Source organism: Ramlibacter aquaticus, from assembly GCF_015159745.1.
Lineage (GTDB): Bacteria > Pseudomonadota > Gammaproteobacteria > Burkholderiales > Burkholderiaceae_C > Ramlibacter > Ramlibacter aquaticus.
Genome location: NZ_JADDOJ010000057.1, coordinates 1 through 26,163, shown reverse-complemented (window position 1 = coordinate 26,163; position 26,163 = coordinate 1). Strand labels below are relative to the sequence as shown.

34 protein-coding genes are annotated in these 26,163 nt (G+C 72.8%); 20 read left to right on the top strand and 14 right to left on the bottom strand.

Features of this window, described 5'->3' with window-relative positions:
- Both IM725_RS13745 and IM725_RS13740 read left to right on the top strand, forming a co-directional pair.
- A partial coding sequence (locus IM725_RS13745; protein ID WP_227753806.1) for a hypothetical protein occupies nucleotides 1–813 on the top strand: 813 nt, incomplete at its 5' end.
- Between the two features lie 136 nt (nucleotides 814–949).
- Nucleotides 950–1,393 (top strand): hemerythrin domain-containing protein, encoded by a 444-nt coding sequence (locus tag IM725_RS13740; RefSeq protein WP_193781176.1) that lies wholly within the window; start codon nucleotides 950–952, stop codon nucleotides 1,391–1,393.
- Nucleotides 1,394–1,486: 93 nt separating this feature from the next.
- On the opposite strand, the gene IM725_RS13735 is transcribed toward IM725_RS13740, so the two are convergent.
- Nucleotides 1,487–2,248, bottom strand: a complete 762-nt coding sequence (locus tag IM725_RS13735; RefSeq protein WP_407692525.1) for a molybdate ABC transporter substrate-binding protein — start codon at nucleotides 2,246–2,248, stop codon at nucleotides 1,487–1,489.
- 40 nt (nucleotides 2,249–2,288) lie between these two features.
- Nucleotides 2,289–2,660, bottom strand: coding sequence for a glutaredoxin family protein (locus IM725_RS13730; protein WP_193781172.1), 372 nt, complete (start codon nucleotides 2,658–2,660; stop codon nucleotides 2,289–2,291).
- Between the two features lie 196 nt (nucleotides 2,661–2,856).
- Here IM725_RS13730 and IM725_RS13725 point away from each other — a divergent pair, with 196 nt between their 5' ends.
- Complete coding sequence (locus tag IM725_RS13725; protein WP_193781171.1) at nucleotides 2,857–3,435, top strand: molybdopterin-dependent oxidoreductase; 579 nt, start codon at nucleotides 2,857–2,859, stop codon at nucleotides 3,433–3,435.
- A gap of 32 nt (nucleotides 3,436–3,467) precedes the next feature.
- Here IM725_RS13725 and IM725_RS13720 read toward each other — a convergent pair whose 3' ends face one another.
- Together IM725_RS13720 and IM725_RS13715 are read right to left on the bottom strand one after the other, a co-directional pair.
- On the bottom strand, nucleotides 3,468–3,695 hold the full coding sequence (locus IM725_RS13720; RefSeq protein WP_193781169.1) for a hypothetical protein: 228 nt from the start codon (nucleotides 3,693–3,695) through the stop codon (nucleotides 3,468–3,470).
- Nucleotides 3,692–4,078, bottom strand: a complete 387-nt coding sequence (locus tag IM725_RS13715; RefSeq protein ID WP_193781168.1) for a hypothetical protein — start codon at nucleotides 4,076–4,078, stop codon at nucleotides 3,692–3,694. Before IM725_RS13715 ends, IM725_RS13720 begins: the two co-directional genes overlap by 4 nt.
- A 137-nt stretch (nucleotides 4,079–4,215) precedes the next feature.
- Between IM725_RS13715 and IM725_RS13710 the strand changes: the two genes are divergently transcribed.
- From IM725_RS13710 to IM725_RS13700, 4 genes are read left to right on the top strand one after another with little or no spacing between them, the layout of a single operon-like run.
- Nucleotides 4,216–4,554, top strand: a complete 339-nt coding sequence (locus IM725_RS13710; protein WP_193781167.1) for a BON domain-containing protein — start codon at nucleotides 4,216–4,218, stop codon at nucleotides 4,552–4,554.
- Between the two features lie 25 nt (nucleotides 4,555–4,579).
- Complete coding sequence (locus IM725_RS20435) at nucleotides 4,580–4,711, top strand: RcnB family protein (protein ID WP_227753804.1); 132 nt, start codon at nucleotides 4,580–4,582, stop codon at nucleotides 4,709–4,711.
- Nucleotides 4,711–4,932 (top strand): hypothetical protein, encoded by a 222-nt coding sequence (locus IM725_RS13705; RefSeq protein WP_193781166.1) that lies wholly within the window; start codon nucleotides 4,711–4,713, stop codon nucleotides 4,930–4,932. The genes IM725_RS20435 and IM725_RS13705 overlap by 1 nt, the downstream gene beginning before the upstream one ends.
- 58 nt (nucleotides 4,933–4,990) lie before the next feature.
- Nucleotides 4,991–5,410 carry a hypothetical protein gene (locus IM725_RS13700; RefSeq protein ID WP_193781165.1) on the top strand — a complete coding sequence of 140 codons (420 nt, stop codon included), beginning with the start codon at nucleotides 4,991–4,993 and terminating at the stop codon, nucleotides 5,408–5,410.
- Nucleotides 5,411–5,437: 27 nt separating this feature from the next.
- Here the strand turns inward: IM725_RS13700 and IM725_RS13695 are convergent, their stop codons facing one another.
- From IM725_RS13695 to IM725_RS13685, 3 genes are all read right to left on the bottom strand, one after another.
- Nucleotides 5,438–6,463 (bottom strand): acyltransferase family protein, encoded by a 1,026-nt coding sequence (locus tag IM725_RS13695; protein ID WP_193781164.1) that lies wholly within the window; start codon nucleotides 6,461–6,463, stop codon nucleotides 5,438–5,440.
- Complete coding sequence (locus tag IM725_RS13690) at nucleotides 6,460–7,194, bottom strand: GDSL-type esterase/lipase family protein (RefSeq protein ID WP_193781163.1); 735 nt, start codon at nucleotides 7,192–7,194, stop codon at nucleotides 6,460–6,462. The genes IM725_RS13695 and IM725_RS13690 overlap by 4 nt, the downstream gene beginning before the upstream one ends.
- A 63-nt stretch (nucleotides 7,195–7,257) precedes the next feature.
- On the bottom strand, nucleotides 7,258–8,157 hold the full coding sequence (locus IM725_RS13685) for a dienelactone hydrolase family protein (protein WP_193781162.1): 900 nt from the start codon (nucleotides 8,155–8,157) through the stop codon (nucleotides 7,258–7,260).
- 79 nt (nucleotides 8,158–8,236) lie between these two features.
- Between IM725_RS13685 and IM725_RS13680 the strand changes: the two genes are divergently transcribed.
- Nucleotides 8,237–8,752: a GFA family protein gene (locus IM725_RS13680; RefSeq protein WP_193781161.1), complete on the top strand. Its 516-nt coding sequence runs from the start codon at nucleotides 8,237–8,239 to the stop codon at nucleotides 8,750–8,752.
- 29 nt (nucleotides 8,753–8,781) lie between these two features.
- Here the strand turns inward: IM725_RS13680 and IM725_RS13675 are convergent, their stop codons facing one another.
- Nucleotides 8,782–10,161, bottom strand: coding sequence for a mercuric reductase (locus IM725_RS13675; protein WP_193781160.1), 1,380 nt, complete (start codon nucleotides 10,159–10,161; stop codon nucleotides 8,782–8,784).
- 136 nt (nucleotides 10,162–10,297) lie between these two features.
- On the opposite strand from IM725_RS13675, the gene IM725_RS13670 reads away from it, so the two are divergent.
- Genes IM725_RS13670 through IM725_RS13660 form a run of 3 tightly spaced genes read left to right on the top strand, consistent with a single transcriptional unit; the run spans nucleotide 10,298 to nucleotide 11,835 of the window.
- A complete protein-coding gene (locus IM725_RS13670) occupies nucleotides 10,298–10,627 on the top strand; it encodes an ArsR/SmtB family transcription factor (RefSeq protein WP_193781159.1) in 330 nt (109 codons plus the stop codon).
- 6 nt (nucleotides 10,628–10,633) lie between these two features.
- On the top strand, nucleotides 10,634–11,128 hold the full coding sequence (locus IM725_RS13665; protein ID WP_193781158.1) for an arsenate reductase ArsC: 495 nt from the start codon (nucleotides 10,634–10,636) through the stop codon (nucleotides 11,126–11,128).
- 2 nt (nucleotides 11,129–11,130) lie between these two features.
- Nucleotides 11,131–11,835: an aquaporin gene (locus IM725_RS13660; protein WP_193781157.1), complete on the top strand. Its 705-nt coding sequence runs from the start codon at nucleotides 11,131–11,133 to the stop codon at nucleotides 11,833–11,835.
- A gap of 3 nt (nucleotides 11,836–11,838) precedes the next feature.
- Here IM725_RS13660 and IM725_RS13655 read toward each other — a convergent pair whose 3' ends face one another.
- Nucleotides 11,839–12,057, bottom strand: a complete 219-nt coding sequence (locus tag IM725_RS13655; RefSeq protein WP_193781156.1) for a hypothetical protein — start codon at nucleotides 12,055–12,057, stop codon at nucleotides 11,839–11,841.
- Nucleotides 12,058–12,200: 143 nt separating this feature from the next.
- On the opposite strand from IM725_RS13655, the gene IM725_RS13650 reads away from it, so the two are divergent.
- Nucleotides 12,201–12,434 carry a DUF1653 domain-containing protein gene (locus IM725_RS13650; protein ID WP_193781155.1) on the top strand — a complete coding sequence of 78 codons (234 nt, stop codon included), beginning with the start codon at nucleotides 12,201–12,203 and terminating at the stop codon, nucleotides 12,432–12,434.
- Between the two features lie 18 nt (nucleotides 12,435–12,452).
- On the opposite strand, the gene IM725_RS13645 is transcribed toward IM725_RS13650, so the two are convergent.
- Entirely contained in the window at nucleotides 12,453–12,872 is a 420-nt protein-coding gene (locus IM725_RS13645) for a hypothetical protein (RefSeq protein WP_193781154.1), read from the bottom strand.
- Nucleotides 12,873–12,983: 111 nt separating this feature from the next.
- On the opposite strand from IM725_RS13645, the gene IM725_RS13640 reads away from it, so the two are divergent.
- Nucleotides 12,984–13,940: a tripartite tricarboxylate transporter substrate binding protein gene (locus IM725_RS13640; RefSeq protein WP_193781153.1), complete on the top strand. Its 957-nt coding sequence runs from the start codon at nucleotides 12,984–12,986 to the stop codon at nucleotides 13,938–13,940.
- 188 nt (nucleotides 13,941–14,128) lie between these two features.
- Nucleotides 14,129–14,944, top strand: coding sequence for a class I SAM-dependent methyltransferase (locus tag IM725_RS13635; protein ID WP_193781152.1), 816 nt, complete (start codon nucleotides 14,129–14,131; stop codon nucleotides 14,942–14,944).
- On the opposite strand, the gene IM725_RS13630 is transcribed toward IM725_RS13635, so the two are convergent.
- Together IM725_RS13630 and IM725_RS13625 are read right to left on the bottom strand one after the other, a co-directional pair.
- A complete protein-coding gene (locus IM725_RS13630; protein WP_193781151.1) occupies nucleotides 14,934–15,722 on the bottom strand; it encodes an alpha/beta fold hydrolase in 789 nt (262 codons plus the stop codon). The two genes, IM725_RS13635 and IM725_RS13630, sit on opposite strands and share 11 nt — an antisense overlap.
- Complete coding sequence (locus tag IM725_RS13625; protein ID WP_287067755.1) at nucleotides 15,719–16,759, bottom strand: M14 family zinc carboxypeptidase; 1,041 nt, start codon at nucleotides 16,757–16,759, stop codon at nucleotides 15,719–15,721. Before IM725_RS13625 ends, IM725_RS13630 begins: the two co-directional genes overlap by 4 nt.
- A gap of 256 nt (nucleotides 16,760–17,015) precedes the next feature.
- Here IM725_RS13625 and IM725_RS13620 point away from each other — a divergent pair, with 256 nt between their 5' ends.
- The 3 genes from IM725_RS13620 to IM725_RS13610 are packed head-to-tail and all read left to right on the top strand — an operon-like array spanning nucleotide 17,016 to nucleotide 19,800.
- Entirely contained in the window at nucleotides 17,016–17,840 is an 825-nt protein-coding gene (locus IM725_RS13620; protein ID WP_193781149.1) for a GNAT family N-acetyltransferase, read from the top strand.
- 2 nt (nucleotides 17,841–17,842) lie between these two features.
- A complete protein-coding gene (locus IM725_RS13615; RefSeq protein ID WP_407692524.1) occupies nucleotides 17,843–18,709 on the top strand; it encodes a UDP-2,3-diacylglucosamine diphosphatase in 867 nt (288 codons plus the stop codon).
- A complete protein-coding gene (locus IM725_RS13610) occupies nucleotides 18,706–19,800 on the top strand; it encodes a glycosyltransferase family 4 protein (protein WP_193781148.1) in 1,095 nt (364 codons plus the stop codon). The genes IM725_RS13615 and IM725_RS13610 overlap by 4 nt, the downstream gene beginning before the upstream one ends.
- 9 nt (nucleotides 19,801–19,809) lie before the next feature.
- Here the strand turns inward: IM725_RS13610 and IM725_RS13605 are convergent, their stop codons facing one another.
- Nucleotides 19,810–21,042 (bottom strand): YbfB/YjiJ family MFS transporter, encoded by a 1,233-nt coding sequence (locus tag IM725_RS13605; protein WP_193781147.1) that lies wholly within the window; start codon nucleotides 21,040–21,042, stop codon nucleotides 19,810–19,812.
- Nucleotides 21,043–21,164: 122 nt separating this feature from the next.
- Here IM725_RS13605 and IM725_RS13600 point away from each other — a divergent pair, with 122 nt between their 5' ends.
- The 3 genes from IM725_RS13600 to IM725_RS13590 all read left to right on the top strand — a co-directional run bounded on the left by IM725_RS13600 (nucleotide 21,165) and on the right by IM725_RS13590 (nucleotide 24,595).
- The gene (locus IM725_RS13600) at nucleotides 21,165–21,938 is read left to right on the top strand and encodes an SDR family NAD(P)-dependent oxidoreductase (protein WP_193781146.1); all 774 of its coding nucleotides are present in this window, start codon (nucleotides 21,165–21,167) and stop codon (nucleotides 21,936–21,938) included.
- Between the two features lie 13 nt (nucleotides 21,939–21,951).
- A complete protein-coding gene (locus IM725_RS13595; RefSeq protein WP_193781145.1) occupies nucleotides 21,952–22,779 on the top strand; it encodes an enoyl-CoA hydratase-related protein in 828 nt (275 codons plus the stop codon).
- 103 nt (nucleotides 22,780–22,882) lie between these two features.
- The gene (locus tag IM725_RS13590) at nucleotides 22,883–24,595 is read left to right on the top strand and encodes a M14 family metallopeptidase (protein WP_193781144.1); all 1,713 of its coding nucleotides are present in this window, start codon (nucleotides 22,883–22,885) and stop codon (nucleotides 24,593–24,595) included.
- 87 nt (nucleotides 24,596–24,682) lie between these two features.
- Here IM725_RS13590 and IM725_RS13585 read toward each other — a convergent pair.
- Nucleotides 24,683–26,163, bottom strand: a 1,481-nt coding sequence (locus IM725_RS13585; protein ID WP_193781143.1) for a PAS domain-containing sensor histidine kinase, incomplete at its 5' end; no start/stop codon positions are given.

The following is a 26,163-nucleotide window of genomic DNA, read 5'->3' as shown; positions in this document are numbered from 1 at the left end:
CTCCCCGTTGCGCAGCCTGGCGCGGCGGCCCCGGGCGGTGCCCCCGTGCCCCCGCAACCCGCGCTGTATCCCGTCTGGCTCGCCCCGGCGACGGTGGGCGCCACCTTGAGCGCGATGAGCCTTCTCGCCCTGAAGGGGAGCCCGGCGCTGGTGTGGATCGCGGCGCTGGCGGGCATGGTGCTCTGCCTGGCCGCCGCGGGGCAGTCCGTGACAGGCCGCTGGATGGGGGTGCTCATCGACGAGCGCAACGTGATGTCGCTCTCGCGCTTCCAGCTGCTCGCCTGGATGGCGCTGGTGCTGTCCTCGCTGCTTGCCGTGGCCTGGGTGCGGCTCTTCGCCGGCCTGCCGGATGCGCTGGCCATCGATGTCGACTTCGGTCTGTGGGTGCTGCTGGGCGTGAGCACGCTCTCCCTGGTCGGCTCGGGCGCCCTGCTCAAGGCCCGGGCGGGCGCGCCCGCCGACACCGCAAGGCTGGAGCCCCCGCAACAGCTGCTCGCCCTGCAGGGCACCCCGGTGGACGAGGTCTCACACCTGGGCAGCCTCTACGCGAACCGCACGGCAGCCGCCGCCACCTGGTCCGACCTGATCACCGGCGAGCAGGTGGTGAATGCGGCGCATGTCGACGTGGCCCGGCTGCAGTTGCTGGTCTTCACGCTGCTGGTGCTGCTGGCCTACGCCGCCGAGTTCATCCCCTTCTTCTTCAGCACGCCGGCGCATCAGCTCGGCACGAAGTTCCCGGGCCTGAGCGTGAGCCTGGTCGCGCTCATCGCGATCAGCCACGCGGGCTACCTCGCCGCCAAGGTATCCCGGTGAGGCGCGGTTGCGCAGCCATGGGCGCGCTGCGGCCGCGCTCCACGTCAGTCCCCGCCTACCCCGTCCGGCGCAAACGCCTCGCCCGCATGACGCGCGGCGCGCGTAGCGTGTGTCGCTTCACCACAAGGAGCGCCCGATGGCACAGCAAGACGCATGCACCCTACTCGACCAGGACCACAAGGAAGCGGAGCAGATGTTCCAGTCCTACCGGTCCGAGCGGGACGATTCGCGCAAACTGGCATTGACCGAGCGCCTGTGCAATGCATTGCGCGTGCACATCCAGATCGAGAACGAGATCTTCTACCCGGCCTTCCAGCAGGCCACCCGCGACAACAAGCTCGTGGACGAGTCCCGGCACGAGCACGACGAGGCCCTGTCCATGATCGACACGCTGGAGCGCGCCGGCCGCCCCGATGACGCGACCATGCAGAAGCTGGAGGCCGCGATCAAGGACCACGTCGAGGACGAACGCACCAAGATGTTCCCCGAGGCCCGCGCCAGCCAGTCCATGGACCTGGTCGGCCTGGCGCAGCAGCTGCAGGCCCGCAAGTCCGAGCTGATGGCCGGTCATCCGGCCTGAGCCGGGACTGCGCGGCAGCAGTATTCGCGGGCGCTGCCCCCGTGGCGTGGCGCGCGGTCAGCGGCCTCGCCGGCCGCGGCGAGCATCGCAGCCTCAGGGGCCGGGCGCCTTGAAGCCTGCGCTGCGCAGCACGTCCTGCCCCTGCGGGCCCAGGACGAAGGCCGCGAATGCGCGGGCCGCCTCGGGCGCGTCCGCGCGCACCGTGAGCGCGTAGGCCGCCCCGACCTGCAAACCAGCGGGCAGCTGCACCACCCCCAGCACCGGCAGCTCGCGCTGGCTCGCGGCCGCGTTGGTGCAGTAGGTCAGGAACAGGTCGGCCTGCCGTGTCTCCATCAACCAGGTGTAGGCCGTGCGGCCCGCCGGGGGGCGGGGCGAGTCCGCGGCGCCGGTGAGCTTCAGCGCCTTGCCCTCCAGCACCGCGTAGGCCCCCGGCTGCAGGCGCTCGGCCTTGCGGAAGACCTCCCAGGCATAGTCGCCGGACGGGTCGGCCAGGGGCGTGGACGTGCCCAGCCGCAGCCCGGGCCGCAGCATGGCCGCCAGCAGCGTGTCGGGGTCCAGCGCGAGCCCCGGTGCGGCGAGCGCGCACAAGGCATTGCGCGCGAACACCTGGGGCGTGGTCCAGGCGCCCGTGGCCGCCAGCCGGGCCGGGTGCTCCGTGTCGGCCGAGGCGAAGACCATGGCCGGCTCGCCCTTCTGCAGGCGTTCGCGCAACAGGCCCGAGGCGCCGAAGCTGAGGATGACGGGCTCGCCGCCCTGCTGCTCCCAGCGCTGCGCGATCCCGGTGAAGGCCTCGCGCAGGCTGCCGGCGGCATGGACGAGGACCGCGGCCTGCGTGGGGGGGGATGCGCTCGCCATGCCGGTCGCCAGGAGCAGGGGAAGAAGCAGGCGCCGCATTTCAGCGGGCATCCAGCATGCGCTTGAGCTCCCCGCTGTCGATCAGCGCCTGCAGTTCGCTGGCACCGCCCACCAGCACGCCTTTCACGAACACCATCGGGAAGGTGGGCCAGCCGGTCCACATCTTCAGCGCCGTGCGCGGCCGCCACATCTGGAAGTAGCTGCCGTACTCCAGGTACTTGTAGGGCTGGCCGACCGCCCCCAGCGCCTTGCGCGCCTTGGGCGGGAAAGGGTTCTGCCGCATGCCGACCACGACCACGGGGTGGGCGGCCACGGCGGCCTTCACCTCGTCGACGATGGCATGGTTCCAACCCGCGATCTCGCTGCGGATGGCGCTGTGGATGGACGATTCGTCGAGGATGGAACGCGGCATGGAAGCTCCTGGAAGTCGGGTCGGCCCAGACGGTAGCACGGCCCCGCGCCGAGCCGCCGGCCCCAGGCGCAGCAGGGCCTGTGCAGCGCGGGGAGATCCGCGCCCGGGCCCGGCGCTAAGCTGCGCCCCGTGCCGCCCTCGCGTGCCGACCGAGCGCTGCCGGCACCCCGACCACCCGGCCTCCAAGGACCCTACGATGAAGAAACGCGAATTCCTGGGCGCCTTCACCGGCAGCGCCGCCCTGCTGCCCGCGGCGGCCGTGGCGCGCGCCCGCACGGCGGCGGCCGCCGGCCCCGTGCTGCTCACCGTCACCGGCGAGATGGCCCACCCCAACCGCGGTCCGCTGGACCCGCTGCGCGACCAGATGATGGCCAAGCAGCAACTCGCCTTCGACAAGGCGCGTGCCTTCAGCTTCGCCGACCTGCTGCGGCTGCCCCAGTCCGCCATCCGCCCCACGCTGGAATACGACGGTCAGCGGCACCGCCTCGCCGGGCCGCGGCTGGCCAGCGTGCTCGCGGCCTGCGGCACCGCGGGCGGCCAGCTCACGCTGCGCGCCGTGGACGGCTACGCCCCCACCATCGCGCGGCAGGAGGCGCTGCGCCTGGGCTTCATCGTCGCCACGCACCTGGACGGACGGCCCATGGCCCTGGGCGGCCTGGGCCCGTTGTGGATGGTCTACGAGGCCGACGCCGTGCCGGAGATGGCGGCCAAGCCCGTGGACCAGCGCTTCGCCGCTTGCCCCTGGGGCCTGTACCACATCGAGGTGCGGGCCTAGCGCGGCCCGGCGCCCGGGGCGTGCGCCGCCCCTCAGGGCGAGCGGTGCAGGCGCGGCGCGCTCAGCGCGGCCAGGCTTTCCGCGATGGCCATGTCCACGTCGGGCCAGCGCCCGGCGAGCGTCGCGTCGGCCATGGCCTTCTGCAGCGCGCGCAGCTCCTTCACGCTGGGCGCGACCCGGATCTGGGCGATGGCCGCGGCCGGGTTGCCCGCGCGCAGCAGCGCGACGATCTTGCCGGGCCAGGGGGAGGGATGCTTCATGGGTGGGGCGGGGGTGCGTCGCCCTGCAGCCAGGCCTCGGCGGCGACGATGTCGGTGAATTCGGCGGCCTCGAAGTGACGCGCCTGCGCCGCACCGCGCACGAAGCCGCGGCGCTGGTCGTCCTGCACCAGCACCGCCACGCGTTCGAGCTGCGGCAGGGTGGTCGCCATGTGTTCGATGATGGCGCGCCGGGCGGCATCGCCCGCGCCTTGGGCCAGCGCAGGCGTGAAGGCCAGGCTGTCCAGCAGCACGCGGCGCCGGCCGGTGCGCGTCAGCAGGTCGGCCACGAACACGTTCATGGACTGGATCTCGAGGGCACCCGCCTCGCCGCTCAGCACGACGAGGATGTAGCGGCTGCCCACCTGAACACCGATGTTGAACACCTGGAAGGCTCCCCGGCCGGTGACACGACCTTGCGGATCATTCTAGAACGCGGCCGTGCAATGCGCGCCAGCGCACAGACGCAGGGCGCGGGAAGGCGCAGGATGCGTGCAGGTCCTGTCGACCCCGAAAGAACATCATGAAATCAAAAATCGCACCCGCCCTCGTCATCGCCGCCAGCCTGCTCGCGCCCTTTGCCGCCTCCGCTGCCGACAGCGCGGGCTCGGACACCGACCGCACCCAGCCCAAGGTCTTCGTCAAGGATTCCGTCATCACCACGAAGATCAAGGCCCAGCTCGCCGAAGAGAAGCTGGGCAGCCTGGCCCGCGTGCGCGTCGACACCCATGGCCGCGGCGCCGTGGTGCTGAGCGGCAAGGTCCGCAGCCAGGCGGAGGCCGACCGCGCGATCTCGATCGCGCACGCCACCGAGGGCGTGTCCTCGGTCCACAGCCGCATGCGCATCCAGAAGGACGACTGAAGTGGACGCCGCTCGCACGGGCGCATTGCCCTCGCGCGGGTCGGGCCGCGCCCTGGGGGCCCTCGCGGACCCTGGGGTCTCCCACCTTGAGGACACCGACTACCTGCTCGTCGCCATCGCCACCGGCGTGGTCCTGCAACTCCTGCTGGACCATTGATGAACGGCGTCCGTCTCGCGGGCGTCGTGCTCATCCTCGCCAGTGCGGCCGCGCTGCTCTGGGGCGGCTTCAGCTACACGCAGGACACAGAGGTCGCCAAGCTCGGGCCAATCGAACTCAAGGTGCGCGAGGACAAGCGCGTGCCCATCCCGATCTGGTTCGGCGTGCTGGGCGTGCTGGCCGGCGCGGCCCTGCTGGCCTACGGCAGCCGGAAGCCCTGAAGCCCCGGGGTCCCGAAGCCGGCCCATTCCCCATCGACGACTGCCCGAGGTGTTTCCCATGACCCGTTCCATCCCCTATTCCGCAGCGCCCTGGCGCCGCCACGCCGCCACCACTCCCGTGCTGGCGGCCTGCTTCGCGTTCCTGCTGCTCGCGGCCGCGACCGCGCATGCCGGCGCCACCGAGGCCTCGTCCCGCTACGACCGCGAGCGCGCGGCCTGCATGCACGGCAGCTCGAACCAGGACCGGGCGACCTGCCTGAAGGAGGCCGGCGCCGCCCTTGACGAATCCCGCCACGGCGGGCTGTCCAGCCCCGGCACGGACGAACTCGCGCGCAACCGCCTGGCTCGCTGCGCGGCGCACGAGGGCGCCGACCGCGAGGCCTGCATGCAGCGCATGCAGGCCCCGTCCAGCACCACCGGCAGCTCGCAGTCGGGCGGCATGCTGCGCGAAGCGACGCGGCCCGACAAGGCGCAGTGAGCGCGGCGGGCCGCTGCGCAGGGCCGCTCAGGCGGCGGCGCGGCCGCGCACCCGGCGCCGCAGGTGCTCGATCGGCCGGTCGATGAGCAGGTAGAAGCCGACCGAGCAGGCCAGCGCGCCGGCGAACATGGCGGCGAAGTATTCGCCGCCGTGCAGCAGGTCCGTGGCGTCGAAGCTCGCCTGCCCGTCGAAGAACAGGGCGCTCAGCACCACCGAGACCGTCCAGTGCAGCAGGAACAGCGGGTAGGCCAGCTTGCCCAGGGTGTCGAACAGGGGCGCCAGGCGGCTCGTGCGCGGCAGCGGGTGCTGCACCAGGAACAGCAGGATGGCCGCGAAGGGCAGCACGCTGGCCGTGAGGTTGACCGGGTCCAGGTCGCTCTGCTCCAGGCCGGGCACCAGGTACAGGTTGGCCAGCCAGGCGAGCAGCGCCAGCACGAAGCCCGGCCAGCCGACGCGGATCGCCTGCCGGTGGAAGTAGGCCAGCGAGCCCAGGGCCAGCACGAAGCCGTTGCCCATGGCGCTGCCGTAGAAGGGAAAGGGCAGCTTGCCCAGCGCGCACAGCGCCCCCACCGGGATGCTGACCACGGCCAGGGCCAGGGCCGTCCAGCGCGAGCGGCCCGTGAGCAGGCCGATCAGCAGGTAGAAGTACAGCTCGGTACCCAGGGTCCAGGTGGCCGGCAGCACGCGCACGTGGGCGTCGATCAGGCCGAACACCGTGAGCTGCGGCACCCACTCGGCCGGCGTGGCGGGCCATCGCAGGTAGGTGTTGATGTGGTAGGCCACGCCGGGGTAGGCGCGGATCACGAGCAGGCCCAGGCCCAGGGCCGCGAAATACTGGGGGAAGATGCGCAGCGAGCGGTTCAGCACGAAGGCGCCGATCTTGCGCGGCTGCGCGTAGACCTCCTGCACCACCTGCGTGATGAGGAAGCCGCTGGTGAAGAAGAAGCCGATGACGGCGATGGGCCCGGCGCCGGGCGCGGCCGCATTCCAGAGGTGGAACGCGACCACGTTCGCCGCCAGGAAGAAGCGCACGAGGTTCAGGCCCGCGTTCATGGCATCAGCGGCGCGATGGCCTCTTTCCAGAGCTGGTAGCCACGGCCGTTCAGGTGCACGCCGTCGAAGGTGAACTCGCTGCGCAGGCCGCCGTCTGGCGCGGCCAGCGCGGCCAGCGACACGAACTGCACGCCGTCCTGGGCGAGCGTCGCCAGCCGGGCGTTGAGCTGCCGGATGCGGGGCAACAGGCTGCGGCAGGATTTCCAGGCCGCCTTGGCCGCGTTGCAGGGCAGGGTGGACTGCACCACCACCTGGGCGCCGCCCTGGCGCAGCCGGTCCACCAGGCGGCGGTAATCCGCGAACACGGCGTCCACGCTGCGGTGGTCCTCCGCGAAGTCGTTGATGCCGGCCATGAGGAAGACGCGGGTGGGGTGCGGCGCGAGCAGGCCGTCCACCCGCTCCAGCAGGCCGCGCGTGGTGTCGCCGTCGATGCCGCGGTTGACGATGCGAAGCCCGGGGAACATCTCGGCCCATTCGGCGCCGTCGGTGAGCGAGTCGCCCGCCATCACCACATCGGCCGGGGCCGCGAAGCGGTCGAAGAAGGAGGTGCGCTCCAGCCAGTAGGGCGTGTGGAGGGGCGCGGGCGAGGGCGCGGGTCCGCGCGGGGCCGCGGGCGCGCTGGCCGCCTGCGCAGGCGGCTGCGCCGCCGCCACGGCGGCGTGCTGGCAGGAGATGGCGGCGACCAGGGCCAGGCCCATCAGTGTCCGGCGTGCAAGCCCTTCATACGACATGCCCGGGATTGTCCGCGATCGCTGTGGGCCCGCGCAGGCGTGGGGGCGCCCGCGGCGTGGCGATCAGCGTGCGGGCGGCATCTGCCGGGCGAAGAACTCGAAGACCCGGGTTTCGCTGTCGTGCGTCGTCTCCTCGCTGTAGTGGTAGACCACCTGCGAGCCGCGCACGTCCACCTTGCTGAAGTTGTTCAGGTTCTTGCAGTCCCAGCAGTGGGTCGCGTCCGGGTAGAGATGGCGGGTGACGGGCGCGGCCGGCATCGCCTCCAGCCGGGACGCGCAATCCGCCGCGGGCGTCTCGGTGTCCTGGCCCCCCATCAGCATCAGCAAAGGCCTGTCGATGTCCGGGTTGAGGATCTCGTAGGGCCGGCCGTCTCGCGGCCGCACGGTGAAGCAGCCCGGGTACAGGGCGGCGGCGGCGCGGAAGCGGAAGCCGTCTTCGGCCAGGGGCTGGGCCCAGGACGGGCTGCTGGCCAGCACGCTGACCATGGCGCCCCAGGAGAAGCCCGCCACGCCGATGCGCTGTGCATCCACATAGGGCAAGCTGGCCAGGTGCCGGCCCGCCATCAGCGCGTCGCGCACGCCGCGCGGGAAGTTCACCCCGTTCGAGGGGCCCAGGCAGACCGTGGCCGCATTGCGCGGCCCCAGGCTGTCCACCACCAGGACCACATACCCGTGCGCCACGCCCTCCCGCGCCCACTGCAGCACGGCGAGGTTCTGCCAGTTGCTGCGCGGGTTGCGCAGCCCGCCGCACTGGTGCATGAGCACCAGCGCCGGGAAGGGGCCGGTGCCCTCGGGCTTGTACAGCGCCATCTCCGGGCTGGTGAACAGCGAGAACGTGCTGCTCTCGCGCGGGTACTGCAGGTCGGGCGCGGCCTGCGCCGCCTGCTGCAGCGTCGCCGGGGCCTGGGCCCGGGCCGTGGGAAGGACCAGGGCGAGGAGAAGGCAGAGCAGGACGGCACGCATGCCCGATTTGTAGCGGCGCCCGCGGCCGGGCGCAAGGGCGTGACAATCCGGCTGTCGTCCAGTTCCCGGGGGAACCCACATGGCCCATGCCGGATCGTTCGCCGCCGAAGGCGGCTGCGCCTGCCAGGCGGTGCGCTACCGCCTGGCGAGTGCGCCGCTGTTCGTGCACTGCTGCCACTGCCGCTGGTGCCAGCGCGAGTCGGGCGCGTCATTCGCGCTCAACGCCATGATCGAGGCCGACCGCGTCCTCACGCTGGCCGGCACGCCGGCGTTCGTGGACACGCCCTCCGAGAGCGGCCTGGGCCAGCGCATCGCGCGCTGCCCTCGATGCCAGGTCGCGCTCTGGAGCCACTACGCGGGCTCGGGCCCGGCGGTGGCCTTCGTGCGCGTGGGCACGCTGGACAACCCGGACCTGCTGCCGCCGGACATCCACATCTTCACCCGCTCCCGCCAGCCCTGGGTGCTGCTGCCGCCAGGCACGCCAGCGGTGGAGGACTACTACGAGCGCGAGGCGTACTGGCCGGCCGAGAGCCTGGCCCGCCGCGAGGTGCTGTTGCCCGCGATCGCCGCCTGGCAGGCTTCGCTCAAGGCCTAGGGCGCCGCACCGCCGCGTTGTGCCCCCGCTCAGGCCAGCGGCTTGAGCTGCCCCAGGATGGTGGGCAGGAACTCCGCCACCGTGGGGTGCGCCGGCAGGGCTTCCTTCATGGTGCGCGCGGTGCCGCCCGCGGCCATGAAGTTGGTGAAGACGTGCAGGATCTCGTCGGCCCCGATGCCGAGCATGGCGAAGCCGAGGAAGCGGTCGGTGTCGGCGTCCACCAGCAGCTTCACCAGCCCTTCGGTCTCGCTCTCTTCCTTGGCCCGGCTCACGTTCTTCATCTGGAAGGTGGCCATGCGCACGCGCCGCCCCGAGGCCCGCGCCTCGGCCTCGGACATCCCCACCCGCCCCAGCGGCGGGTCGGTGAACATGGCGTAGCACATCGTCCTGTCGTCGGCGCTGCGCTGGCCGCCGTCGTGGTTGGCCAGCACGATCTCGTGGTCGTGGTAGCTGGTGTGCGTGAAGGCGCCGCGCTTGTTGATGTCGCCCAGGGCCCAGATGCCGGGGACGTTCGTCTCCAGCCGCCCGTTGGTCGGCACGAAGCCGCGCGCATCGGTCTCCACACCCACGGCCTTCAGCTGCAGCTTCTCGGTGTTGGGCAGGCGGCCGGTGGCCACCAGCAGGTGCGAGCCCTCGATGCGCTCGCTGCCCACGGTCAGCGCCACGCCATCGCCGGCGCGTTCGACCTTGGCCACCGGCTGCCCGGTGACGATGCGCAGGCCCTCGGCCTGCAGCAGCCCGGTGACCGCGGCAGTGACGTCCTCGTCCTCGCGCGCGGTGATGCGTGGCGCGGTCTCGATGACGGTCACCTCGGCGCCGAGCCGGCGGAAGATCTGCCCCATCTCCAGGCCGATGTAGCTGCCGCCGATGATGAGCAGGTGCCGGGGCAGGCTGCGCAGCTGCAGCAGGGTCTCGTTCGTGAGGTGCGGCACCTCGGCCAGGCCCGGGATGGGCGGCACGAAGGGGCGCGTGCCGGTGTTGAGGTAGACCCGCTTCGCGTGCACCCTGCGTTCGCCGACTTGCAGCGCGAAAGCGCCTTCACGGCCGCCCACGAAACCGCCCCAGCCCCTGACCAGCGTCAGCCCCGGCGTGCCCGCGACCCAGGCCTCCAGGCCACTGCGCGCCGCGTCCACGCGGGCCTGCATGCGGTCCATCGCGGCCGCGAAGTCGACCCGCACCTCGCCCACCTCGATGCCGAACTCGTGTGCACGCCGCGCCATGTGCGCGACCCGCGCGCTCTTGCGCAGCGTCTTGGTGGGCGTGCAGCCGTTGTTCACGCAGGTGCCGCCCAGCTGCCGGGCTTCGATCAGGGCGACCTGTTCGCCGCGCTGGGCGAGCGCCGTGGCGAGCGCCGGGCCGGCCTGCCCGGCGCCGATGATGGCGGAATCGACCTGCAGTGCTTCCGCCATGGCGCGCTCCTTGTGGGTGGGGTCGCTGCATTCTGCCCCTGGCCGGTGAAAACGGGAACCGGGCCACATGCCCGCCGTCGAGCTTAGGGAGCAAGCAATCATTTCGATGAACGTGGAAGTATCGGATAATGCCGGCATGACGGAATCCGAAGTCGTCCAGTCGCTCGCCGCCCTGGCCCAGCCCGTGCGCCTGCAGGTGTTCCGCGCCCTGGTCATCGCCGGGCCGCGCGGCATGACGCCCTCCACCATGGCCGAGGGCCTGGGCATCCCCGCGAGTTCGCTCTCCTTCCACCTGAAGGAGCTGTCGCACGCCGGGCTGGTGACGCAGGAGCGCGCCAGCCGCAACCTCATCTACCGCGCCGCCATCCCGCACATGAACCAGCTGCTGGCCTACCTCACCACGAACTGCTGCGACGGCGCGGCCTGTGAACTGGTCACCCCCGCTGCCGCCCACTGCGCCTGCTGAACCGCCATGCACCCCACCACCCGCGTCCTCATCCTCTGCACGCACAACTCGGCGCGCAGCGTGCTGGCCGAAGCCATGCTCAACCACTGGGCGCGCGCGCTGGGCAAGCCGGTGCAGGCCTTCAGTGCCGGCAGCGCGCCCAGCGGCCGCGTCAACCCGCATGCGCTGCAGGCGCTGGCCCGGGCCGGTGTGTCCACGGAGGGCGTGCACAGCAAGGGCTGGGAGGCGTTCGCCCAGGCCGATGCGCCGGTGATGCGGGTGGTGATCACGGTCTGCGACAGCGCGGCCGCCGAGACCTGCCCCTGCTGGCCCGGCAGCCCGGTGAAGGTGCACTGGGGCTACCCCGATCCGTCGAAGGCGGCCGAGGCGGACAAGCCGCAGGCCTTCGAGCTCACGCGCCAGGCCATCGGCTACCGCATGCTGCAGCTGCTGCAACTCCCGCTGGACACCCTGTCCGACGCCCAGCTGCAGTCGGCGCTGGCCCGCATCGGCGCCGCCTGACCATGAACGCGACCCTGCGCCAGAAGCTGCTGTCGGAGTTGCTGGGCACGGCCCTGCTGCTGGCCGTGGTCATAGGCTCCGGCATCATGGCCCAGCGCCTGGCCGGCGGCAACGCGGCCGTCGCGCTGCTGGCCAACACCCTGGCCACGGTCGGTGGGCTGTACGTGCTGATCGAGGTCTTCGGGCCGGTGGGCGGTGCGCATTTCAACCCGGCCGTCTCGCTGGCCATGGCCTGGCGCGGGCAGCTGCCCGCCGGCCTGCTGCTGCCCTACATCGCCTGCCAGCTCGCCGGCGCGCTGCTGGGGGCGTGCATGGCCCACGCCATGTTCGACCTGCCCCTGCTGCAGGTGTCGGCCAAGCTGCGCAGCGGGCCGGGCCAGTGGTTCGCCGAGGGCGTGGCCACCTTCGGCCTGCTGCTGGTGGTGCTGCGCGCGCCGGGCCCGCGCGCGGCCGCGATGGTGGCGGCCTACATCGGCGCCGCCTACTGGTTCACCGCCTCGACCTCCTTCGCGAACCCGGCCGCGGCCTTCGGCCGCATGTGGAGCGACAGCTTCGCGGGCATCGCGCCGGCGAGCGTGCCCGGCTTCGTGCTGGCGGAAATCGCGGGCGCCGCCGTGGCCCTGGGCGTGCACCGGCTGCTGGGCGAGGCGGGCGAGGGCCGCAGCCCGCAGGCGCTCGCGCCCGGCGAGGTGGACCCGGGGCTCTGAGGCTCAGGCCGAGGGCCGGCCGCCGCGGTCCGCGCGGCCGGGCCGCCCGGCGCTGCGCACGCCCTTGGGATCGGCCGCTCCCTGCCCCAGGCGCCGCTGCTCGGCCTGCAGGCTCTCGCCGATGATCTGGCTGGACCGTGCGTGGCGTCCGTGCTCGCGGACGGCCAGGTCGTACAGGTCCTGGAGTTCCTCCAGGATGCTGCGGTCGGTGTGCACTTTCATGAAGGCCTTTCCTCGTCGCGGGTCCGGCTGGCAGTGTGCGCCGGCGGGCCCCGGATTCCGCTCAAAGCCGCCCGCGAATGTGGGGCTTGCTTGACTTGGGCCAAAAAACGGGCGTCCGGCGGCCGGCTGCTACAGTGCCGCGCATGCAAGATCAGCTGCCTGCCCTGCCCACTCTCGCCACCGGCCGCTGGCGGCACTACAAGGGTGGCGAGTACGAGGTGCTGGGCGTCGTGCGGCACAGCGAAACGCTGGAGCCCCTGGTGCTCTACCGTGCGCTGTACGGCGAGCAGGGGCTGTGGGTGCGGCCCTTCGCCATGTTCACGGAAAGCGTCGAGGTGGCGGGCGTGCGCCAGCCGCGTTTCACGCCGGGGCCCTGAGGGGCCGGCCTCGCGCGCTCAGCGGCGCATGCAGGTTTCGGTGCCGTGGTTGCCGCCCTTGAATTCGGGCTCGTAGTAGAACTTGGTGTAGGTGGTGCGGCCACCCCGGGTGGAGACCGTCGCCAGGCCGGTGCCGAAGTCCTTGGGGCCCGGGTCGTCCAGCGCGAAGTGGATGGCGAGCTGGTTGCCGCGCGAGACGGCCTGGCCGCGGTAGATGCCGTAGCCGGGCACGTCCATCTTGAAGTTGTAGCTGCGCCAGCCGTTTTCGGATTGCGCGGGAACCGCGTCCAGGTTCACGGTCGCGGTATAGGGCCCCTCGCTCTTGTCCACGCCCTTGCAGTCGTAGACGCCGCTGTAGTCGGGGGAGGCGGGCGTGGCCGCGCCAGCGGAACAGGCGCCTGCCAGAAGCAGCGCCGCAAAAGTAAAGCGATGTTTCATGGCCGCGAAGGCTAGCACGGCTCGCCGTTCCCTGCTCATCCATCAATCCCCCCCGGGGGCCCGCGCCTTGGTGCACCCGACTGCCCCTATAGTGCGCACCAGGAGACATTCATGAAGACACCCTTGCGCGCACTCGTCACCGCCGCCGCGATCCTCGCGGCGACCTTCGCCCACGCTGACACCTGGCCCTCGCGGCCCATCCACATGGTGGTGCCCTTCGGCCCGGGCGGCGCCAACGACCTGGTGGCGCGCTACGTGGCCGACGCGGCCTCGCGCGAGCTGGGCCAGCCCATCCTGGTGGAGAACAAGCCGGGCGCGGGCTCGGTCATCGGCGCCGAGTACGTGGCCAAGGCCGCGCCGGACGGCTACACCTTCCTGGCACCGGCGGCGGGCGTGATCACCAACGCGATGATCAAGAAGTCCATGCCCTACAAGGAGGAGGACCTGGTGCCGGTGGCCCTGCTGGCGGTGAGCCCGTCCGTCATCGTGGTGCCGCAGGATTCGCCCATCCACTCCCTGAAGGAGCTGGTGGCGGCGTCGAAGAAGAAGCCCATGGCCTTCGCGACCGCGGGCACCGGCAGCACGCCGCACTTCGTGGCCGAGATGCTGAAGATCAAGGCCGGCGCCCGGCTGGACATCGTGCCCTACAAGAGCGGGTCCGAGGGCGTGGTGGCCGTGATCGGCAAGCAGGTGGACGCCACCTCCGAAGCCAGCCCGGTGGTGCTGCCCCAGATCAAGGGCGGCAAGCTGCGTCCGCTGGCCTCGACCTGGAACCGCCGCGTGGCCGCGCTGCAGGACATCCCCACCGCCGAAGAGCTGGGCTACAAGGACCTGGTGATCGGCCACTGGGCCGGCCTGTTCGCGCCCAAGGGCACGCCCGACGCCATCCTGGACAAGATGAACGCGGCCGTGAACAAGGCGCTGAAGTCCAGCGAGCTTCGCGCCAGGCTCATCCCGCAAGGCATAGACCCGCAGGGCGGCAGCCGCGAGGACTTCCGCCGCTTCCTGGCCCAGGAGAAGACGCGGCTGGGCGCGGTGGCCAAGGCCGCCAACATGCAGGCCGACTGAGCGCGCGGCGACGCCCGCGCGGTTCAGCCCGGCCGTGCGGGGCGCCGGCGCAGGCCGTGCAGCCCGAGGCCGACCTCCGGGGGAGGGCGCTCAGGGATGGGCCGCGATCGTCATCGCCGGATGAGCAGCCCCTGGCGCCCGGCCCGCCCGGGCGGGACAATGAAGGCCCCCATCCCGCGGGAGCCTCCATGTCAACCAGCACGGACACGGCCTTCACCGGCTCGGTGGCCCAGTTCTACGAGCGCCACATGGTGCCGCTCATTTTCGAGCCCTATGCCGTGGACCTCGCGCAGCGCGTCGCGCAGGCCGGCCCGCAGCGCGTTCTGGAGCTGGCCGCCGGCACCGGCGTGCTGACGCGGCAGCTCGCGGTGATGCTGGCGCCAGCCGCCAGCGTGGTGGCCACCGACCTCAACCCCGCCATGCTGGAGGAGGCCGCGCGCATAGGCACCGCGCGCCCGGTGCAGTGGCGCGAGGTGGACGCGATGCAGCTGCCCTTCGACGAGGGCGCGTTCGACGCGGTGGCCTGCCAGTTCGGCGTGATGTTCTTCCCCGACCGGCCGCAGGCCTATGCCGAGGCGCGGCGCGTGCTGCGCCCGGGCGGGCTGTTCGCCTTCAGTGCCTGGGGGCCCATCGCAGCCAACGAATTCGCCGACGCGGTGACCGACGCGCTGGCCGCGCTCTACCCGCAGGACCCGCCCCGCTTCATGGCGCGCACGCCGCATGGCTACCACGACCCCGCCCGCATCGCGCAGGACGTCGCGGCCGCGGGCTTCGGGGCGGCGCCCGTGCTGGAGACGGTGGCCTTCACCAGCCGTGCCGTGTCGGCGCAGGCCGTCGCCTTCGCCTACTGCGAGGGCACGCCCCTGCGCGGCGAGATCCTGGCGCGCGACCCGCAGGGGCTGGGCCGCGCCACGCAGGCCGCCGCGGCGGCGTTGGTGCGGCGCTTCGGCGAGGGTCCGGTCGAAGGCCGCATCGAGGCCATCGTCGCCACCGTCAGGGCCTGAGGTCGCCCTCGGCCGGGGCCGGTGCGCCGGCCGCCCACGCGCTGCACCGTTCAGCCAGCCAGGCCGCGTCGTCCAGGGCCAGCTCATGCCCCGCCGTGGGGTGCAGCGCCAGCGGCAGCCCCCAGGCCTGCGCCAGCCGCACCGAACAGGACGGCGCCACCAGCGCGTCCTGCGCGCAGGCGACCACCAGCAGGGGCACCGGCGGCGGGGCGGGTGGCAGGCGCCAGCCTGCGGCCGCGAGCAGCTGGCGCAGCGCATTGGACGGCCGCGTCACGCCGGCCTGCGCAATGCGGGTCCACGCAGCCAACGCGTGGGGGTCATGGGGCCGGCTGCTGCACACCGACAGCACCAGCCGCTCGCGCTGCGCAGGGGACGTGCCCGGCCAGGCCGCGCGCGCCAGCACCGGCCAGGCGGCAGCGCGCAGCCGCGCCCAGGGCGGCCCCAGGCCGCGCGCGCTGCCGTTCACGAGCACGGCCGAGGCCAGCTCGCCCGGGTGGCGTCGCGCCCACTCGATCGCCACCATGCTGCCCATCGAGAGCCCGAGCAGGTGCACCGGCCCGCGCGCCAGCACACCCTCGCGCGCCAGCCCGTCGCGCAGCGCCGCCACCATGCCGGCCACGCTGCACGGGCTGCGCGCGTTGCGCAGCAGGCCGTTGCCGGGCAGGTCGGGGGTGAGCACCTGCGTGCTAGCGCCCTGCGCGGCCGCCAGCCGCTGCGGGAAATCGCCCCAGTGGCGGCTGTCCCGTGCCAGGCCGCGCAAGAGCACCCAGGTCGTCATGCGGCGTACCAGCGGGCGTGCGCGGCGCGGCGGTGGCGCTCCAGCTCGAGGGGGTCGCGGGGCAGCCACTCGGCCGCCGCCACCGTCGCGCGCATCAGGAAGTCCAGCAGCGGCAGGTGGCGCCGCAGCACCCGCGTCTCGCGGTGCGAGATCACGGGGTTGAAGATGCCGTGGCGCGAGAACAGCTGGCGCGGGTTCTTCTTCACCCACAGCCAGGAGCCCATCTCCAGCGTGAACGGCAGGAACACATGGCCGGGCGGAGCGCGCAGGGCCAGGTGGTCCCACAGGTCGCCGTGGGCCAGGTAGTGCCGGCTCTGCGGCTCCACCACGTAGGGATGGTGGGCGTGGCTGCGTTCGAAGATCTCGTTGAGCGCGTGCAGCTGCGCCGCATGCGTGAAGGGCGCGCGCCGCCCGGCGAAGGGGAACCACAGCCGGTCGCGCTGGCCGAAGCCGGAGTGGCAGTCCAGCGCCAGGCTCACCGGGCGGCCGCTCAGTTCGCGCTCCACCGTGTCGCACAGCGCCTGGCTCTCCGGCTGCAGGGGCTCGCCGGCGCGGCCCCGGTACCAGGGCAGGCCCGGGCCCAGGCGCTGCCCGCCGACCAGGAAAGGCACCGGCTCGCTCGCATCCAGCGGCGCGTTGCGCATCAGGTCCACCCCGCGCGGGTTGGCGCGCGTGCCCAGCACCAGGCCGCCCGGGTTCACCAGCGGCATGAACACCAGGCGCATGCGCTGCAACTGCAGGCGCAGGGTTTCGTCCCAGGGCAGGCGCGACACCAGGCCCTGCAGGAAGGCCAGCACCACGCGCGTCCCGATGCGCTCCAGCCCGTGCACGCCGCCGAAGATCCCCAGCCCCGGCAGGTGCGGCGCGGGGTTGCCCAGCGCGATGGCGTGCACCGGCAGCCCCTCGCTGCCCTCGCGGGGGCCGGCGCCGGTGAAGGTGGTGACCTGTGCATACGGCCGGGCAGCGGACACCAGCGCGTCCAGCAGGGCCAGCTCGGGCGGGGTCGTGGGGGCGCCGGGCCTCAGCGCGTCGTCCACGGGCCCAGGCGCGATCGCTGCAGCATCAGCAGTTCCAGCAGCCCGGCCGCCCAGGCGGCGAGCAGCACCCGTGTTCCGCGCAGCGTGAGTCTCATGCGCGGGGATGCTGCGCGGCCTGTGTGTCAGGCCTGTGTCGGCGTGCGCGTCCGCCGGTCTCTGGAATGCAGCGCGGACCTGCCGCCTGTCACGCCGCCGACACCGGAATGCCATGAACGCGTCACCTCGCCTGCCCACACTCGGCCGCGAGGAGTCCACCATGAAAGAACTGCCCACCCCCACGCTGCCGCTCTCGCCCGTGTCCCTGCCCCGGGGGTCACTTCATCGACACGCTGCGCAGCCTGCTGCAGCCCCGGCCGCGCCCCTCGTGGTGGGCTGGGCCCGGCACCAGGATGAAGTCCGGGCGGCGCAGCGCCTGAGGTGGTCCGTGTTCGCCGGGGAGATGGGCGCCCGCCTGTCGACCCCGGAGCCCGGCCACGACATCGACCTGTTCGACGACTTCTGCGAGCACCTTCTGGTGCGCGACGGCGGCACCGGCGAGGTCATAGGCACCTACCGCGTGCTGCCGCCCGCACAGGCGAAGCGCGTGGGCTCCACCTACACCGACACCGAATTCGACCTGACCCGCCTGCGCAGCCTGCGTGAACGCATGGTGGAGCTGGGCCGCAGCTGCGTGCACCGCGACCACCGCCACGGCGGCGTGATCCTCGCGCTGTGGGGCGCGCTGGCCGAGTTCATGGGCCGCAACCGGCTGGACACCATGATCGGCTGCGCCAGCATCCCCATGCTGCACAACGGCGTGGTCAACGGCGACGTGGCCGCCAGCATCTGGCGCCAGCTGAGCCGGGACTTCCTCGCGCCCATCGAGTGGCAGGTGCGGGCGCGCCTGCCGCTGCCGGTGGAGCAGCTGGACGCGAGCCTGGACGTGCAGGCGCCGGCGCTGATCCGCGGCTACCTGCGCCTGGGCGCCAAGGTGCTGGGCGCCCCCGCGTGGGACCCGGACTTCAACACCGCGGACCTGCCCATGCTGATGCGCGTGGCCGACCTGCCGGCCCGCTACCGCAAGCAGTTCGCCGGGGCCTGAGCGTGCGGGCCGGCTTCCACGCCCTGGGCCCGCTGGCCGCGCCCTTCCTGGACGGCGGCGATGCCGCGCTGGAGGCGGACGAGCCCTTGGCGCCGCAGCGGCTGCGCAGCGTCTTCATCTCCGACATCCACCTGGGCACGCCGGGCTGCCAGGCGCAGGCCCTGCTGGATTTCCTCAAGCAGAACCCCTGCGAGCAGCTGTACCTGGTCGGCGACGTCATCGACGGCTGGCAGCTGCGCAAGCGCTGGTACTGGCCGCAGGCCCACAACGACGTGGTGCAGAAGCTGCTGCGCGCGGCGCGCAAGGGCTGCAAGGTGCGCTTCGTGCCGGGCAACCACGACGAATTCGCGCGCCACTTCACCGGCCACCACTTCGGCGGCATCGAGGTGCTGCGCGAGGCGGTGCACGTGACGGCCGACGGCCGTCGCCTGTGGGTGATCCACGGCGACGATTTCGACGGCGTGGTGCAGTGCGCGAAGTGGCTGGCCTACCTGGGCGACAGCCTGTACGAGTTCACGCTGCGGCTGAACCGGCACCTGAACCACCTGCGGCGCCGCCTGGGGCTGCCCTACTGGTCGCTGTCGGCCTTCCTCAAGCACAAGGTCAAGAAGGCGTTGAACTACGTGATGGACTTCGAGCGCGCGGTGGCCCACGAGGCGCGGCGGCGCGGCTTCCAGGGCGTGGTCTGCGGCCACATCCACCGGCCCGAGATGCGCGAGATCGAGGGCGTGCTGTACTGCAACGACGGCGACTGGGTGGAGAGCCGCAGCGCCATCGTCGAGCACTTCGACGGCCGGCTCGAACTGGTGCACCTGCCGCCGGGCCATGAACTGCCGCGGGCCCGCGCCGCGCTGGAGGAAACCGCATGAGGATCGCCCTGGTGTCGGACGCCTGGAAGCCCCAGGTCAACGGCGTGGTCACCACCCTGGTCGAACTGGTGCGCGAGCTGCAGGGCGCGGGCCACACGGTGGAGGTGATGCAGCCCGGCCTGTTCGCCACGCGCCCCTGCCCGGGCTACCCGGGCATCGACCTCGCGATCGCACCCGGCCGCAAGGTGGCCGCGCTGCTGGAGGCCCTGCAGCCCGACGCGATCCACATCGCCACCGAGGGCCCGCTGGGCTGGGCGGCGCGCCGCCACTGCCTGCGCCACCGGCTGGCCTTCACCACCGCCTTCCACACCAAGTTCCCCGAGATCCTGAATGCCGCCGCGCGCGTGCCGATGTCCTGGGGCTATGCGCTCTTCAGGCACTTCCACGCGCCCTCGTCGGGCGTGATGGTGCCCACGCGTTCGGTGCTGCGCATGCTGCAGGGCCGCGGGTTCCGCAACCTGCGCGAGTGGACGCACGGCGTGGACACGGCCTTGTTCGGCTACCGCGCGCAGCCGGTGGACTGGGCGCCGCTGGGCACCCTGGTGCGCCCGCTTTCGCTCTACGTGGGCCGGGTGTCCTACGAGAAGAACATCGAGGCCTTCCTGCGCACCGAGCTGCCCGGCACCAAGGTGGTGTGCGGCGTGGGGCCGGTGCTGGAGCGGCTGCGCAGCCAGTACCCGAACGTGAAGTGGGTGGGACTGCTGCCCCGGCACGAGCTCGCGCAGCTGTATGGCGCGGCTGACCTGTTCGTCTTCGCCAGCCATGCCGACACCTTCGGCCTGGTGATGGTGGAGGCCATGGCCTGCGGCACGCCGGTGGCGGCCTTCCCGGTCGACGGGCCGCTGGAGGTGCTGGGGCGCACCGATGTCGCGGGCCGCAGCCTGGGCGGCGTGATGCACCCCGTGCTGGAGCGCGCCTGCCGGGCCGCGCTGGCGGTGCCGCGTGCCGAGGCCCGCGAGCGTGCGCTCGATTTCAGCTGGTCCGAAGCCGCCCGCCAGTTCGAGCAGCACCTGGTGGCGGCCCGGCCGGCCGCGGGCCCGGTGCGGCGCCTGCTGCAGGTCGCCACCCCCGAGGCGGGCGTCTCCTCCTGAAGCCGGCGCTCAGCGGGGCGTGACCGGGTCGCGCCGGGCGATCACCAGGTACAGCGCCGCGCCCAGCAGCAGCAGGCCGGTGGCGATCCACAGCGAGAGGTTGAAGCCGCTCGCCGTGCTGGCGCTGCGGGCCACCAGCCCGGCCGCCAGCGGCGGGCCCACGATCTGCCCCAGCCCGTAGGCGGCGGTGAGCAGGCCGATGTAGCGCGTGGCGTGCAGCGGCTGCACGCGCCGCACCTCCTGCATGGCGAAGAAGGTGATGGCCGTGAAGGGCAGGCCCAGCAGCAGGCTGCCGATGGCGAAGCCGGGCAGGGTGGGGCTGACCAGGCTGGCCGCCACGCCCACGGCCTGTATCACGTAGCAGCCCGCCAGGCGCAGGCGCAGGTCGGCTGCCGGCCCCATGCGCGAGGCGCCGATCGCGCCCAGCATCACGCCCAGGCCGAACAGCGGCCAGAACATGTCCAGCCAGTGCGACTGCGGCAGCGCCTGGCGCGCGATCACCGGCAGGAAGGTGGCGGTGATGATGTAGCCGATGCCGGCCAGGCCGTAGGCGGCCGTGAGCAGTCCCATGCGGCCGCCGGCCGGGCCGCCGCCGCCCGCAGCCGGCCCGGGCGCCGCGGCGGCCGAAGGCGCGGCGATCGCGTGGCGCAGGTCGAAGGTGCGCCACACCGTGGCGGTGAGCAGGGCGGCCAGCAGCCCGAAGGTCAGCCAGCCCGTGGCCGCGGGCGCGTGCCGCTGCACCAGCGCCGTCGCCGCCAGCCCGCTGAGCACGATGCCCAGGCCGGGGCCGACATAGATCAGCGCGCCCATGGCCGGCACGCCGCGCCGCGCGAGCTGCTCCAGGCAGAAGCCCGAGGTGTAGATGAAGACCACCGCGCTGGCCACCCCCGCCGCGAAGCGCAGCAGGGCCCAGGCGCCCGGCCAGGGCGCCGCCATGCCCAGCGTCAGCACAACCGTGGCGGCCAGGCCGGCGCGCACCATGCGCGGCCCGTTCACGGCCGTGCCCAGGCCGATGCGCCGCGCGATCCAGGGCTGGAAGGTGCAGGCCAGCGCGCCCAGCAGGTAGCCCAGGTAGTTGGCGCTGGCCAGCAGGCTGGCGCCGGGCAGGTCCACCGTGTGCTCGGCCAGCATCATGGGCAGCAGCGGCGTGAAGGCGAAGCGGCCTATGCCCATGGCCACGCCCAGAGCCACCAGGCCCGACAACGCAAGAAGAGAGGTCGCGAGCGGGCGGGATGTGCGCATGTCGGCGCGCATTGTGGCACGCGCGCTGGCGCTGTCGCGGCCTGTACAGCGCCGCGCCCCGCTTGCGCGAACAATGGGGGCGACGCCCAGCCCGCCAACCCATCCCTACAACGGAGACTCCGATGGACCCGCTCTTCTCGCTCCAGGACAAGACCGCGATCGTGACCGGCTCGACGCGCGGCATCGGCCTGGCCATCGCGCAGGCCTACGCCCGTGCCGGCGCGCGCGTGGTCATCAGCAGCCGCAAGGCCGAGGCCTGCGAGGCCGTGGCCGCGCAGATCCGTGAGGCGGGCGGCCAGGCCCTGGCCGTGCCCTGCAACATCGCCGACAAGGCGCAGGTGCACGCGCTGGTGGATCGCACCGAAGCCGCCTTCGGCGCGGTGGACGTGCTGGTCTGCAACGCCGCCGTGAACCCGTACTACGGCCCCATGTCCGGCATCAGCGACGAAGCCTTCCGCAAGGTGCTGGACGTGAACATCCTGTCCAACCTCTGGCTCACCAACCGCGTGGCGCCCGGCATGGCCGCGCGCGGCGGCGGCGCCATCGTCATCATCAGCTCCATCGCCGGCTTCTCGGGCTCGCGCATGCTGGGGGCCTATGCGGTATCCAAGGCGGCCGACATGCAGATGGTGCGCAACCTGGCCATGGAGTGGGGCAAGCAGGGCATACGCGCGAACTGCATCGCGCCCGGCCTCGTGAAGACCGATTTCGCCAAGGCGCTCTGGGACAACCCCGACACCCTGGGCCGGGTGCTGGCCGCCAGCCCGCTGGGCATGATCGGCGAGCCCGAGGACATCTCGGGCGCGGCCCTGCTGCTGGGCTCGCCGGCGGGCCGCTTCATCACCGGCACCACGATCACCATCGACGGCGGCGCCATGCTGCGCGGCGACGTCTGAAGCGGTGATCACCATGGACTACCAGGAGATCACCGCCGGGGTGCAGGACGCGGTCTGCACCATCACCCTGAACCGGCCCGAGCGCCTCAACGCCTGGACGGGCCGCATGCAGGCCGAGGTGGAGCAGGCCGTGCGGGCCGCCGCCGCGGACGAGGCCGTGCGCGCCATCGTCATCACCGGTGCCGGCCGGGGCTTCTGCGCCGGCGCGGACATGGCCATCCTCGAAGCCGGGGCCGGCGGCAAGGCGCCCGAGTCGGCGAAGACGGTGGCCGCCGCGCCCGCCGCGCCCGCCGCGGATGGGCTGGCCGCCAACTACGCGCACCGCTTCAGCTACCTGCTGCGCGTGCCCAAGCCGGTGTTCGCGGCCATCAACGGCCCGGTCGCCGGCATCGGCCTGTGCCTGGTCCTGTTCTGCGACTTCCGCTACATGGCCGAGGGCCAGAAGCTCACCACCGCCTTCGCGCGGCGGGGCCTGATCGCCGAGCACGGCGCCGCCTGGATGCTGCCGCGCCTGGTCGGCCCCACCCACGCGCTGGACCTGCTGCTCAGCGGCCGCACCGTCGCGACCGCCGAGGCCGCGGCCATGGGCCTGGTCCGGCCCCTGCCTGCGCAGGACTTCCTGCCCGCGGTGCAGGGCCTCGCGCGCGAGATGGTGCAGGCCGCCTCCCCGCGTTCCATCGGCGTCATCAAGCGGCAGGTGTGGGACGCCTTCTTCCAGGACCTGGACGCGTCCTGGAAACAGGCCGACGAGGAGATGCTGCGTTCCTTCGCCAGCGAGGACTTCCGCGAGGGCGTGGCCCACTACATCGAGAAGCGCGCGCCGGCCTTCACCGGCCGCTGAGGCGGGCTGGCCGCCGCGCGTCGCGGCGCAGCGGGCCGGCCGGCGGCCCGGCAGCGGCCATGGAACAATCGAACTCCCGCGACCCTGGCTCATCCGAAAGACCATGTTCCGACAGACCTACCTGGACCACGAACAGATCCTCGCGCAGCTGCGCGCCTGGGCCACGGCCCATCCCGGCTTCGTGCAGCTGCAGTCGCTGGGCACCAGCGCCCAGGGGCGCGACATCCCGCTGCTGGTCATCGGCCCCAGGCCCGAGGAAAAGCGCCCGGCGGTCTGGGTCGACGGCAACATGCATGCCTCGGAAGTCTGCGGCTCCAGCGTGGCGCTGGCCATCGCCGAGGACGTGATCGGCCTGCACCTGGGCGGCAGCACCGTGGGCGGCCAGCCGCTCGCGGCCGCCATGGCGGACACGCTGCGCGAGACCCTGTTCTACGTGGTGCCGCGCATGTCCCCCGACGGCGCCGAGGCGGTGCTGCGCGAGGGCCGCTACGTGCGTTCCTCGCCGGTGGACGACCGCGCCGCCACCGGCCACGCGCACTGGCTGGCCGGCGACATCGACGGTGACGGCCAGTGCGGCTACATGCGCGTGCGCGACCCGGACGGCGAGCTGGTCGAGCTGCGCGGCGAGGACGGCGTGCCGCTGGACCCGCCGGTCATGGTGGCGCGCCAGCCCGAGGACGAGGGCCCCTTCTTCCGCCTCTACCCCGAGGGCCGCATCGCCAACTTCGACGGCCGGCACGTGCCCGCGCCCTTCTTCCTCTCCGACAACCCCTACGACTTCAACCGCAACTTCCCCTACAGCTGGGCGCCCGACCCGGAGCAGGCGGGCGCGGGCCACTACCCGGGCAGCGCGCCCGAGACGCGTGCGGTGCTGGCCTTCGCCTCGCAGCACCCGAACATCTTCTGCTGGCTCAACCTGCACACCTTCGGCGGCGTGCTGATCCGCCCGCTGGGCGACAAGCCCGACAGCAAGATGGACGTGGGCGACCGCGGCATCTACGAGCAGGTCGAGGCCTGGATGACGAAGTACACCGGCTACGCCACGGTGAGCGGCTTCCATGAATTCCTCTACGAGCCCGAGAAGCCGCTGCGCGGCGACCTGACCGACTACGCCTACCACCAGCGCGGCGCGCTCGCCTATGTGATCGAGCTGTGGGACCTGTTCCGCCAGATCGGGCTGGAGCGGCGCAAGCCCTTCGTGGACCACTACGCCAAGCTGGAGCGCGAGGACCTGCGCAAGCTCGCGCGCTTCGACCGCGAGCACAACGCCGGCCGCGTCTTCAGGCCCTGGCGCAAGGCCACGCACCCGCAGCTGGGCGAGGTGGAGCTGGGCGGCTTCGACCCGCGCGTGGGCATCTGGAACCCGCCCTACGAGCGCCTGGGCCAGACCTGCGCCGAACAGAGCGCCGCCTTCCTGCGCGTGGCCGCGCTGGCGCCGCGCGTGGTGGTCGAGGTGCTGCGCCAGGAGCGGCAGGGCGAGCACCTGTGCGTGGAGCTGCGCATCGCCAACCGCGGCTACCTCGGCAGCTTCGGCCTGCCCTCGGCGCGCAAGCTGCCGCACGTGGAGCCGCTGCGCCTGTCGGTCAGCACCGCGGGCGGCGCGCAGCTGGTCGCGCCCGCGCCCGAGGTCGAGATCGGCCATCTCGAGGGCTGGGGCGGCGGGCTCTACGGCGGGCCCAGCGTGTTCTCGCCCTGGACGCGCGGCAACGCCCACGAGCGTTTCGTCACGCTGGTGCTGGCGGGCCGGGGCAGCGCGCAGCTGCGCATCGGCAGCGCCCGCGTCGGCTTCCAGACGCTCTCGCTGGACCTGGGCTGAGCGCCGGGGGCGGGCGCCGACGCTGACCCGTCGACCGGTCGACGGGCCGCCAGCGGCTGCACGCGCCGCCGCGGCAGCCTCGGCTGTTCAGCCCGCCGGGGGCACCAGCGGCAGGTGCACGCTGAAGGTGGCGCCGCGACCCCGGCCCTCGCTGTGCACGCGCAGCGCGCCGCCGTGCAGCCGCACCAGGCGCTGCGAGATGGACAGGCCGATGCCCAGGCCACCCTGGCCGCGTGCATGGCCCGGGCGCTCCAGCTGCGTGAAGGGCTCGAAGACCTGCGCCAGCTGACCGGGCGCTATGCCCATGCCGCTGTCGCTCACCCGCACCACCGCCTCGCTGTCCTCGCGCGTGACCGCCAGGCCGATGCGGCCGCCGTCCGGCGTGTACTTGGAGGCGTTGTTCAGCAGGTTGCCCAGCACCTGCACCAGGCGGGTGGCGTCGGCGTGCAGCGTCAGCGTCCCGGGCAGCAGCGACACGTCCAGCGCCTGCCCGGCGGCCTCGATGGCCGGCCGGGCGTGCTCCAGCGCCGCTTCCACGATCGCGTTCAGCGCCACCGGCGCGCGCTGCAGTTCCACCTTGCCCCGGCTGATGCGCGAGACGTCCATCAGGTCGTCGATCAGCCGCACCAGGTGCGTCATCTGCCGCTCCATGGAGGCCAGGGTGCGCTGCGCCATCTCGGGGTTGCCGGCCCGACGCAGGATGTGGATGCCGGTGCGCACCGGGGCCAGCGGGTTGCGCAGCTCGTGCGCGAGCGTGGCCAGGAACTCGTCCTTGCGCCGGTCGGCCAGGCGCAGCGCCTCCTCGCTGCGCACCCGCTCGGTCACGTCGCGCCAGAACACGGCCGCGCCGCCCGCGGCGGTCGGGTGCGCGTCCACCTCCAGGTGGCGCTCGCCGGGCAGGGAACTGCACAGGTGCTGCACGTGCTTCGCACGGCGGGCCTGCACCACGTCCCGCAGGGCCTGCACCAGCTCGGTGTCCTGCAGGGCCGGGAAGGCTTCCCAGGGCGCCAGCCCGAGCAGCGCCTCGCGCGTACGGCCGACCAGGCGCTCGGCCGCGGGGTTCATGTCGATCACGCGCAAGGCGTCGTCCAGCAGCAGGTAGCCGTCGGACATGCGGGTGAGCATGCGCGCAGTGCGCTCCTGGGCACGGTGCAGTGCCTCGCGCGCATGCACGTCCCCGGTGACGTCGTCCGCGGTGTGCAGGATGTACTGCAGGCTGCCGTCGGGCGCGAACACCGGCGTGTTCCGCGGCGCCCAGTGGCGCGCCTCCCAGCGCCCGTCGGGCAGGCAGAGGTCGTAGCGCTGGGTCTCCATGCGGTGCGGCTGGCCGGTCGCGAGCACGGTCTCCAGCGAGGCGCGCAGGTTGGCCACGCCGGTGGCCTGCGGGTTGGCCGGGTTGGCGTCGGAGAAGGCCTGGAACAGGGGCTGCCCCAGCAGGCTGGCGTCGGTGTGCGTCAGGTCCTGGAAGACGCGGCTGGTGGCGACGATGGTGAAGTCGGGCGCATCGGGCGCCAGCAGCACCGTGGCCGGGCCGGGGAGGGCCGCGAACACGGCCTGGAGGTCGGGGG